Annotated in this window: 8 protein-coding genes; 5 read left to right on the top strand and 3 right to left on the bottom strand. The window is 50.6% G+C overall.

The genetic code is table 11. From position 1 onward, the window contains the following. The first annotated feature begins 305 nt into the window (after positions 1-305). From AB1656_26525 to AB1656_26505, 5 genes are all read left to right on the top strand, one after another. Complete coding sequence (locus AB1656_26525; GenBank protein ID MEW6238955.1) at positions 306-1,457, top strand: hypothetical protein; 1,152 nt, start codon at positions 306-308, stop codon at positions 1,455-1,457. Between the two features lie 700 nt (positions 1,458-2,157). Continuing rightward, positions 2,158-2,733 (top strand): prepilin-type N-terminal cleavage/methylation domain-containing protein, encoded by a 576-nt coding sequence (locus tag AB1656_26520; GenBank protein MEW6238954.1) that lies wholly within the window; start codon positions 2,158-2,160, stop codon positions 2,731-2,733. Positions 2,734-2,763: 30 nt separating this feature from the next. Then, entirely contained in the window at positions 2,764-4,182 is a 1,419-nt protein-coding gene (locus tag AB1656_26515; protein MEW6238953.1) for a right-handed parallel beta-helix repeat-containing protein, read from the top strand. Positions 4,183-4,199: 17 nt separating this feature from the next. Further along, entirely contained in the window at positions 4,200-5,738 is a 1,539-nt protein-coding gene (locus AB1656_26510) for a hypothetical protein (GenBank protein ID MEW6238952.1), read from the top strand. Between the two features lie 133 nt (positions 5,739-5,871). Beyond that, positions 5,872-6,435, top strand: coding sequence for a hypothetical protein (locus AB1656_26505; protein MEW6238951.1), 564 nt, complete (start codon positions 5,872-5,874; stop codon positions 6,433-6,435). Between the two features lie 246 nt (positions 6,436-6,681). Here AB1656_26505 and AB1656_26500 read toward each other — a convergent pair whose 3' ends face one another. The 3 genes from AB1656_26500 to AB1656_26490 all read right to left on the bottom strand — a co-directional run. After that, positions 6,682-7,584 carry an aldo/keto reductase gene (locus AB1656_26500; protein MEW6238950.1) on the bottom strand — a complete coding sequence of 301 codons (903 nt, stop codon included), beginning with the start codon at positions 7,582-7,584 and terminating at the stop codon, positions 6,682-6,684. 111 nt (positions 7,585-7,695) lie between these two features. Next, positions 7,696-8,196: a superoxide dismutase [Ni] gene (locus AB1656_26495; protein MEW6238949.1), complete on the bottom strand. Its 501-nt coding sequence runs from the start codon at positions 8,194-8,196 to the stop codon at positions 7,696-7,698. A gap of 95 nt (positions 8,197-8,291) precedes the next feature. Continuing rightward, positions 8,292-9,675 (bottom strand): hypothetical protein (locus AB1656_26490; protein MEW6238948.1); only part of this gene is annotated, 1,384 nt, incomplete at its 5' end.

Below are 9,675 nucleotides of genomic sequence, written 5' to 3'. Positions count from 1 at the left end.
CGGTATTGATGACTATCTTTCGCACGCTGAAACGACGCGGATACCATCCGATCCAAACCCTCGTCGCCGCGCTTCGGGAATATATCCGCACCGGCCATTTACCCCCATTCCCTCCCTTTCTCACTTCAGATGGCTGACCTGTTACAAAGAATTTTACTTGCGCCTTCTCTTAAAATAATATGAGCTTTATCGTAATGTTAGGATTACGTTAGAATTGCGTTAGGATTATGTTAATATGGAAGGAATGACATTTATCCTCAAACAAGCGGCAAACAAGGTTATTACAATGAAAAAGGAGTGGAATCATGCATCGAATTCATAAGCAGCATGTTTTTTTGACAGCCATGATGTTCTTCGTTTTTTTGGGGATCGAATCGCCGTTCGCCCAAAACGCCTGGTGGAAAGCTCCGGAACTGAAATACGTGGAGATTATGGCCGACGAGGCGCATGGAGCTTCTCCGCATTATTGGACCTTCGGCGGTCCCAACCTGACGGATTCCACCGGGGATCAAACCTACCTCTATACTCAGGATTCGGGAACCAACGCCAATTTTTCTCAATATGTCGTGGCCGAGTTACGCGCCGCCGACAATGCGGATCAAGTTGCGCATCGTTGGGCGACTCCGCATATTGGCTTGCCAAAAGGCTGCTCCCAATTCGGACGCCGCGTCCTAGTGGGCAATGGCGGACAAAAACAGGAAACGCAGCCGTTTTTTTCTTATCCCGACGATTATGATATTGGTTCGGAATACGAAGCCATTCTTGACGCCGACATTTCCGCCGATTGCGATCCCTTGCACTTCAACCACGATGGAACGCTTCTTTATACGGATCATTACCTCACCGATACCGGCAGCCGCAGTTCCCTGCACCGTTACAAAGTCACCGGCCCATTGAACAAAGACGGCATGGCGTTTACCCGCGACGCCGCCTGGAAGAATAATGGAACCTTTAATTCTTCCGTCGCCCGCCTGCGCAATTTCGCGATCCGTTACATCGGCGGCAAAGACCTGATCTATTACGGCGAAGGCGCTACTGCTGGCGTTCCTTCGCCGGTTTACGTATTCGATCCGGAATCGGGCAAAGAGACCAAACTGGTCGATAGCGTTTTCGAGATAGGAGAGGTAACGGATTCCGACATCGTCAACATCAAAATTTCCGGCGTCGCTTCCGGCAGTCCTTATCTTCATGTCATGGGAAATATCGGCGGATTGAAAATCTACAAACTCTCCTCCGATGGGCTGAAAGTGGAAAACAACGGCGCGCCGATCGCTGTTTTTACTACGGACGATTTGAATGCGTTGGGTAAGACGGAAGCCTTCTCCAGCCATTGCCGCGCTTACGAAGTTACCGACGACAACGAATATGCGTTTTTAAGCTGCCATAACGCCTCCAACAGCATTTTCGTCCTGCGCGCAAAACCGGGTTCTTCCGTGCAGGAGTGGTATAAACGATAATTGGCGAGGACTAGCCGGTCAAAAATAGATATTGTCATATCGAACGATGCAGGCGAATCGGGAAAAGAAAATTCGATCTCATTTCTCTCTTCGCCTGCTTTCTTTTTGATTGGCTTTTTCGATTAAAATAGTCAAAATAGAATTGTTTCGAGGTTTCTCTTCTTTGAGATTCTTGATTAAGATTTCATGTTACGCAGCCTGGGAGCACAAGCAACCCGCCTGCCCGTGGAAATACCTAACTAAGGGCAGTTAATTGGTTTTTTTTGTTTTTGAATCGCTAAAACACGAAAGAACTCGAAATCCATGAAATTTTTCATTCTAACCTTGAAAGGCTGAGCTATTCTAAATGCCTCTTTAAAGGGACTAACGACAATAGCCCTTTCAACAGCGGGTTGATTATCAATTTTTATTCGTGTTTTTCTTTTTTATTTTGCGTTTTCGTGATTCAATACGAGGCGCAAACCGTTTCCTCTTTTTTCATTGCGCGTAACATGAGTTAAGATTTTGAGAAAGAAAAGGGATATTATATCTTCCGCAGTTATTCATGACGATCCGGCAAAAAGTATTGATGTTGTTGTCGAGTGACTACCTCTTGGGGTGCAGGCATCTTGCCTGCAGTATATCTCGTGCAGGCTGGAAGACCGCACCACAAGAAATTGATTTTTTGCCGTTCCGTCATTCATGAGAGGTTCGAAACAATATGAAATCCGCCAAAGGCTTTACCCTCATCGAACTTCTAATCGTCGTAGCCATCATCGGCATTCTGGCGGCGATCGCCGTGCCCAATTTTCTCAACGCCCAAACCCGCGCCAAGGTGGCCCGTTCCATCAGCGACATGCGCAGCGTCGACAGCGCCGTGCGCATGTATATGCTGGATCAAAACTTTTATCCCATTCGCTATGGATGGATGGACGAGCGATATATTCCCCTGACCACGCCGATTTCCTATATGTCATCTATTCCTTTAGATCCTTTCAATACTCGCCCCAAAGATACGACCCAAGGTCCGAAAGACGGCAGCAACCGCTTAGGCAACTACGATTATTGGACGCGATACTGGGCGAATGGCAGTACTAGATCGGGCGACTATTGGAGAGAGCTAACCGCTTTTCCGGCGACAAAGTTCGAGTGGCAGTTTCGCGGATTCGGCCCTACGGCGAAATGGGTGGCTTCCATCGTCTATCCCGCCGGACATCCGAAAGCGGGCGAATACGTAGGTTACGATATGAGCAATGGTTTGTATAGCGAAGGGAATGTTGTCCGTTACGGGCCGTAAGCGGCAATGAATGATGAGGATGAATTATCCATGAGAGTCAATGACGCTGTTAAGATTTTTCGTTTCAGCGGGAAGAGCGTTCTTTTTCCTGCTGTTTTGTTTTTGGGGATGATTTGGATTATTAAGACTACGGCGTTTGGCCAGGATTGTTCGCTTCCCGCTCCCTTCGACGCCAACGCCGTCTATACGAGAACCATTTATCTATCTCCCCACGGCGATGACGCTCAAGGCGCGGGGACGCAAGATAAGCCATATCGTTCCTTAACGAAAGCGGCGGAGAAAGCGCGGCCGGGAACGCGCATCTTGATGTCGCCGGGACAATACCCGCCCAATAACTACATTCAAAACCTGCGGGGCGAAGCCCATGCGCCGATCCTCATCTGCGGCGCAACCGGAGAAGATCCCGCCGTCATCTCCGGCGGGGGGACGGGAATTCAACTCTCCGATCCGCGTTATGTGATTCTGCAAAACTTTACGGTTTCCGGCGCTTCGGGCAATGGCGTGAACATCGATGACGGGGGATCGTATGACACACCGGCGGAATACGTCATTCTTCGCGGTTTGACGGTTCGCGACATCGGTCCCTCCGGCAATCATGATGGCATAAAACTATCCGGCCTTGATCGTTTCCGCGTAGAAAATTGTTCGGTTATCAATCCCGGCGACGGGGGATCGGCGATCGATATGGTAGGATGCCATGACGGCGTCCTCGCGCATAATACGATTCAGGATTGCGGCAGTTCCGGCATTCAAGCCAAGGGAGGATGCGCCCGGTTGCTTCTCTACGCCAACCGCTTCGACCATGCAGGCCAACGCGCCGTTAATATGGGCGGCTCGACAGGTTTGCCCTATTTCCGGCCTCTCGATGCGCCTTACGAAGCGGCTAATATCGCCGTTTGGGCTAACGTATTTATCGGCGCGGAAACGCCCATCGCCTTCGTCGGCTGCGAAAACGGCTTATTCGCCCATAATACAATCTACAAGCCGCAAAAATGGGTTGCTAGAATTTTGCAGGAAACCACGGGTGAGCGCTTCGTCCCCTGCCGCAACAACGTCTTCGCCAACAATATCGTCGTCTTCGATCGTAACGTATCTACGTTCGTTAACATCGGCCCCAATACCCAGCCGCAAACCTTTCGTTTCGCCAATAATCTATGGTTTCAATTGGATAACCGTCAATTCTCAGGACCATCGCTTCCCGTCAGCGAATCGAGCCGCGTCATTCAACAAGACCCAAAATTCATAGATAGCGAACATGGCGGTTTTCAAATTCAAAAAGAAAGCGCCGCGTTGGGAAAGGCGGGAAACTTGAAAGAAATCTTTGGATCGCTTCCCATTGATATCCCCGCCCTTGGCGATTATTACGAGCAATGTTACAGCGTACCGGCGGCTATAGGAGCCTTTTCCGGCGGCAGCTCCGCGCCGCTTAAACATTGGAATAAGTATTGATACATGGAGGCGGGAAGATGAAATTCTCTAAAATCGCATTGTTTTTCGACATAATCGTTATCGGAGCGTTAGCGTCGTTCGCTGGGGAAAAACCAGTAAAAGACGCGGATAAACATCCTACGGTCTACGTTACGTTCTGGTTCGATACGGAAGACTATATCCTGCCGGAATCGGACGGCGCCGCCATGCGCCTGGCGGAAATCTTCTCCGCCCGGGGCGTCCGCGCTACGTTCAAAATCGTCGGCGAGAAAGCGCGGGTTTTAAGGGAACGAGGACGCGAGGACGTCATCCTGGCTCTTTCCCGCCACGATATCGCCTATCACTCCACCTATCACAGCGTACACCCCACGCCGTCGGAATATTCCCGCGATTTGGATTGGCAAGAAGGCGTACAGGAATTCATCCGCCGCGAGGGCTTGGGCTTGCAATGGCTGAACGAAACCTTCGGCGTATCTCCCTCCTGCTACGGCCAGCCCGGCAGTTCATGGACGCCGGAAAGTTACGCCGCCTTACGTCAATGGAACATCCCGCTCTATCTGGATGAAACCTCGCATGTTAACCTGAACGACCGCCCCTTCCGCTACGGCGGCGTTCTCAACATCCTCGAACTGGGCGATTGCGTGGTCCGCACCAGGGACTGGACTGACGAATCTCTGCAAGACGCCTGCCGCCGCTTCGATAAAGCGCGCCAGGAGCTGATCGGCGAAGGCGGCGGCATCATCAGCATTTATTATCATCCCTGCGAATGGGTTCACGAACAATTTTGGGACGGCGTCAATTTCGCCAAGGGCGCCAATCCTCCCCGCGAAGAATGGAAATTGCCGCCGAAAAAATCTCCGGAAGCGACGGAGCAGGCTTTCCGCATCTTCGAACAATATCTCGATCATGTCATCCAACAAGATTCCGTTCAATTGGTTACGGCCAGAGAAATCGCTTCTCTTTACGCCGATGAAGCCTACAACCAACCATTGGATAAGAATGATTTGCAGAAAATCGCCGCGAGTTTCTCGGAACGAATCTCTTTTGTTCCACTCGACGCCCGACGAATCGTCTCCGCCGCCGAAGGCCTATACGCCCTAGCAGATATTCTCGATCGCGCAACCCAATTGAAAGATGAAGAAGATCTGCTCCAAACATCCTATCCCTCGGCGTCGCATCTCAAATTCGCCTATGGTCCCGCCAGCGCTCCCGATCGATTTGCGGAAGAGGCGAAAGCATCCTGGAACGCTATGAAACAAACGGCTCGCGATATCGTCGAAACGATCGATCGGACGGAGCAGTTGCCCTCCGTGGTTTGGACGGATGGTCAGCCTTGGCGCTTGGAAGATTTCGCCGCTACGCTGGCTGTTCTTTTGACGGACGAATGGAAATCGCCGGGGCAAATATCGTCAATTTCTCTGCGTAAAGGGAATTTCGAAGCGCGCAAATATGTAGCGGACGATGGACCGAATTTATGGGGATGGGTTATTTTCCCTAATGGATTCAACGCGCCGAAAATGATGGAAATCGCCAAATTGCAAGCGTGGACTCTTAAGCCCGCCGTTCTTCGCAAATGAAAGCGAAAATAAAAAAAAGACTAATAACGCCATAATCCTCCGCTGTAGGGCAAGTTCAAAGCGAAGCGCAGCCCGCCATGAGAAAATGGTTGATTACTGACGATAATCTGTTATTGTAAGGGATAAGATAATCATGGCGCGTCTTTTCTTTTCGACCTTGCTTCTCATCCTCTCCTGTCCCTGCCAGGCTCATCTCAACAGCGTCTCTTTTTCCAGCATCGTCGTCTCGGCTACGGAAGTGCGCGTCGAATTGCGTTTCACTTTGATCTGCACGCTGGAACTTTTTCCCGCCGACAAGAACGGAAATAACCTGCTCAGCGCAGAAGAACTGAGCGCCGTGAAACCGGCGATGTATTACTATTTGACCAATAAAATCAAAATCCTGTCCGGCGGGCGCCAACTGCGGATGGTTTTGCGGGATTTGACTTTCGAAGTCGAAGAAGACGACTCGTATACGATTTTCCAACTTGCTTTTCCCCGAAGCGAAGAGTCGAAGAACCTGATTATCTTTTGCAACGTCTCGGAAGAAGCCGATCCTTATCACCGCAATCTGGCCGAAATTAAACTGGGCGATAAGGATTATCTTTTCGTATTCACCAATGTCAATTATTTCGACAGCGCCCATCCCCCGCTCTCCCCCGCCATTCCTTTAGGAGTTCCAGCAGCGGCTACTCCTGATGCGAAGGTTCGGCAATAACAAGTTTTTAATGGATACTTGGCTTATCAAGATCGAATAAGTAACAATTGTTTTTGTTGTTTTCAATTTCATCCTTCGATTTGATATGGTCTCTTGGTTGCAAGGAATGGCGAGTCATAACGTTAGGTTGCGCTTCGCTTTGACTCCACCCTACAGGTAGAGATCGTAATGACGTATTCAAATGCAGAAAAATCCAGCCCAGGAAAATCATTCCTGGGCTGGATTTCTTTGACCAATCGCCAATCGCTACGCGCTGTGGAAGATAGGTTTTACTCCCTGGGCCATTTGCTTGACCTCTTTTTCCTCTTCGGGCGTAAGGACGCTGAAACGTTCAGCGATATCCAGCGCTTGCAGGAAAAGCGCTTCCTCTCCCGGCGGGATGGCGGCGGTGATGTCCAGGGAAAGCGTGAAGCGCAAGGCGCGGTCCGCTTCCTTTTCATCCAATACCGGTTGATACCAGCACTTGCCGTATTTCTCCCGCGAGGCGCCTTGAGGCCAGGGGGAATGCGCCATGGCTTTAAGCGCCAAGCGAGCGACGTTTTTCTCTTTGGCTTTGGCTAGAACCTGGGGGCCGAAGCTTCCTTCATGCCAGGTAACGTAATTGAAGGGAAAGAGGACGGAGTCGAAGTCGAAGCGATTCATCGCCTCGACGGCCACTTCCGCCGAATGGGCGGAAAATCCGATATAGCGGATCAATCCCTTTTCCCGCGCTTTGACGAACGTTTCCAACGCTCCGCCTGTTCCCGTCGCAGCATCCAGATCTTCCATTTTGGCCAATCCATGCAGTTGGTAGAGGTCGAAATGATCGGTGCGCAGTTTCTTTAAGGAATCATGCAATTCCTCTTCCGCGCCCTTTTGCAAGCGTTGCGTCGTTTTGCAGGCCAGAAAAACGCCGTCGCGGAATGGCTCCAATGCGGGGCCGAGGCGGTCCTGCGCGTCGCCGTAAGTAGGGGCAACATCAAAATAGTTGACGCCGCGCTCTACGGCTTGGGCGACGATTTCGTTGGCATGCGATTGCTCCGCATTCATGACAACGATGCCGCCAAAGCCAATAATGGACAGTTTCCGGCCTGTATCGCCGTAGGACCTTTGTTGCAAGGAGAGTTTCCTTTCGCCGGCGGCCAGGACGGGATTTATGACGGCAGACATTCCTATTACAGACGTCGATTTTATAAAATCTCGCCGATCCATCTTTTCATTCCTCTCATTTTCATCATTGCGGTGATAATCCTTAATTAAACTATTCTAAGCCGAAATCGATTAGTGAGAATGGGGCTTATGATCGGGACCAAAATAAGCGGCGGCGAATTGATCGACTAACGAATTCAATTTTTCCACATTGGCGAGATCGGTCGTCTGCTTGGATTTCAAGGAGGCGATCAATATGTTATGCAGAAGAACCAATTTCTTTGTATATTCGGCGTAGGCTTTGGCGTCGCTCTCTTCGGCGGGCTTGATGCGCTGGGTCATAAAATACTGCGTAACGATCTCGTCGATTTTTTCGGCGTGAGCGTCCTTGTTCTGCACCCAGCGGATAAGTTGGTTAGCGTTTTTCGCGGGATCTTTGGAAAGTTCTTCGATCGATTTCATGGATTTTTCCAGGGTTAGAATGTCTTCCTTAAGCATGGCGATGCGCATATCGTCGTCATAGATGCCACAGGGGATTTGGCAGTGGGAAAAAGTTTTTACGGAAAAGACAGTACAAACAATCAACGACAGGAATACGACGGCCAAACCAATTCTTTTGCGATTGTTTCGCATAATTTCACCTCTTGAAATGGGATAGGGACGATGGACGATTGCAGGTTGACGAATCATGCGTTTATTGTACCCAGCGTGAAAGAGTAAGCAAAAAATCAATGAGTTTTTTCTTTGTAAAACTCCGCCGGTTCCTGAGTCCGATCGATAACGACCTTCGTCATAATCCCAGGAGAAACAATGATGTGAAAATCCAGGACGCGGCGGCGGGAGAGGTCGATCAGCTTGGCTTCATGGACGCCTTGGACAAGACGAGGAATGGAATAAGGGCGAATGGCGCCGTCGATCTTGAGGCGGCAAGCGCCGGGGCTATCTACATCCACAAGGATGGAGCCAAAGCCCCGGCGGGGCAGGGAAGCGTCGAATACATGAGAAGCCGCCATGGCGATCGACGCCGCCAACGCGATGGCGAGCGCGGTTCGATGGAAGGGATTGGAAAGTAGGCTGGGAAGGTAGGCGATTAGCAACAAGAGGCAGGGCGCCGCTTCGATGGCGAAGAGGTCCCAATCCTTGGCCATGCCGAGATCGGGATGCCATACAAGGCTCCATAATGTAAACGAAAGCGTATAAACGAAAAGAAAAAACCTCTTTTTATCTAACAAACTGCGCATCCCTTGCTGGCATAAGCCGAAAATGACCGCAGGCCAGAAAATCCAGGAACGCATCGTCCATGCGTAAAGCCAATCCGCAATATGCGCCCATTGGAAAAAGGAGTAATAACGATTCATATCCTCGGAGTAGAAAAGCGGCAGAAAATTCAAAACGGGCGATAAGGATGCGGCTTTAAAACCTGCAATTTGGGGGTAATTGCGGATGACGAAGAGCGGAATCAATGGCAGCAGGCCGAATACGATGCGGCGATAATCGCGTCGGCGTTGCGTTAGTAACGGTAGCAGTAACAGCGAGGGCAGGGCGATCATCATGGCGAAATGCAGCGAGGCGGCCAAGACGAAGACGAAAGCGACGAAGAGCATATCCTTTTCACCGTCCAGGTATTCCAAAGCGCAGTGGCCGTAATAGATCATGGCGGGCAGAAATAGTGGGTAATATTCCGTCCTGCCGCAGGAGTAGATCAGGAAGCCAGATGAGAGAAACAAAAGAAGCGGCCAGAAGAGCGGCAAGCGATAAAAACGGCGGGCGTAGTGTAAGAGCAGCCATACCGAGAGCGTTCCCGCCAGGCAAGAAGCAAGATTCATGATTTCCATCGGCGTCCAAAGGTAAGGCGCCAGCGTTTGATGCAAGGCTTGCAGAATCGTCTGGGAAAACATCTCGTTTTTGACGAACCACTTGCCCCCTTCCGTGATGCGTCCGATCAACTCGCCGTCGCCGTCCATGCGCCGCGCTCGGAAATGCCAGAAGAATAGGAAGAGAGGAATCAGGCAGAGATGGGGCGCGAGGATGAAGCGCTGAACCGCAGGATTATTGGCAGTGTCTTTCATAAGACGCATCCATAGCGGATATTCAAGGGCAAAAACTACTTTG

This window comes from Candidatus Omnitrophota bacterium, assembly GCA_040755155.1.
In the GTDB taxonomy this organism is placed as follows: Bacteria; Hinthialibacterota; Hinthialibacteria; order Hinthialibacterales; family Hinthialibacteraceae; genus JBFMBP01.
This window is presented reverse-complemented; position numbering and strand designations above follow the sequence as displayed.

What these genes read in the sequence shown, in the direction of transcription:
- AB1656_26505 (MEW6238951.1), top strand. Translation starts at nt 5,872, where the DNA reads ATGGCGCGTCTTTTCTTTTCGACCTTGCTTCTCATCCTCTCCTGTCCC.
- AB1656_26520 (MEW6238954.1), top strand. Translation starts at nt 2,158, where the DNA reads ATGAAATCCGCCAAAGGCTTTACCCTCATCGAACTTCTAATCGTCGTA.
- AB1656_26525 (MEW6238955.1), top strand. Translation starts at nt 306, where the DNA reads ATGCATCGAATTCATAAGCAGCATGTTTTTTTGACAGCCATGATGTTC.
- AB1656_26515 (MEW6238953.1), top strand. Translation starts at nt 2,764, where the DNA reads ATGAGAGTCAATGACGCTGTTAAGATTTTTCGTTTCAGCGGGAAGAGC.
- AB1656_26510 (MEW6238952.1), top strand. Translation starts at nt 4,200, where the DNA reads ATGAAATTCTCTAAAATCGCATTGTTTTTCGACATAATCGTTATCGGA.
- AB1656_26495 (MEW6238949.1), bottom strand. Translation starts at nt 8,196, where the DNA reads ATGCGAAACAATCGCAAAAGAATTGGTTTGGCCGTCGTATTCCTGTCG.
- AB1656_26500 (MEW6238950.1), bottom strand. Translation starts at nt 7,584, where the DNA reads ATGTCTGCCGTCATAAATCCCGTCCTGGCCGCCGGCGAAAGGAAACTC.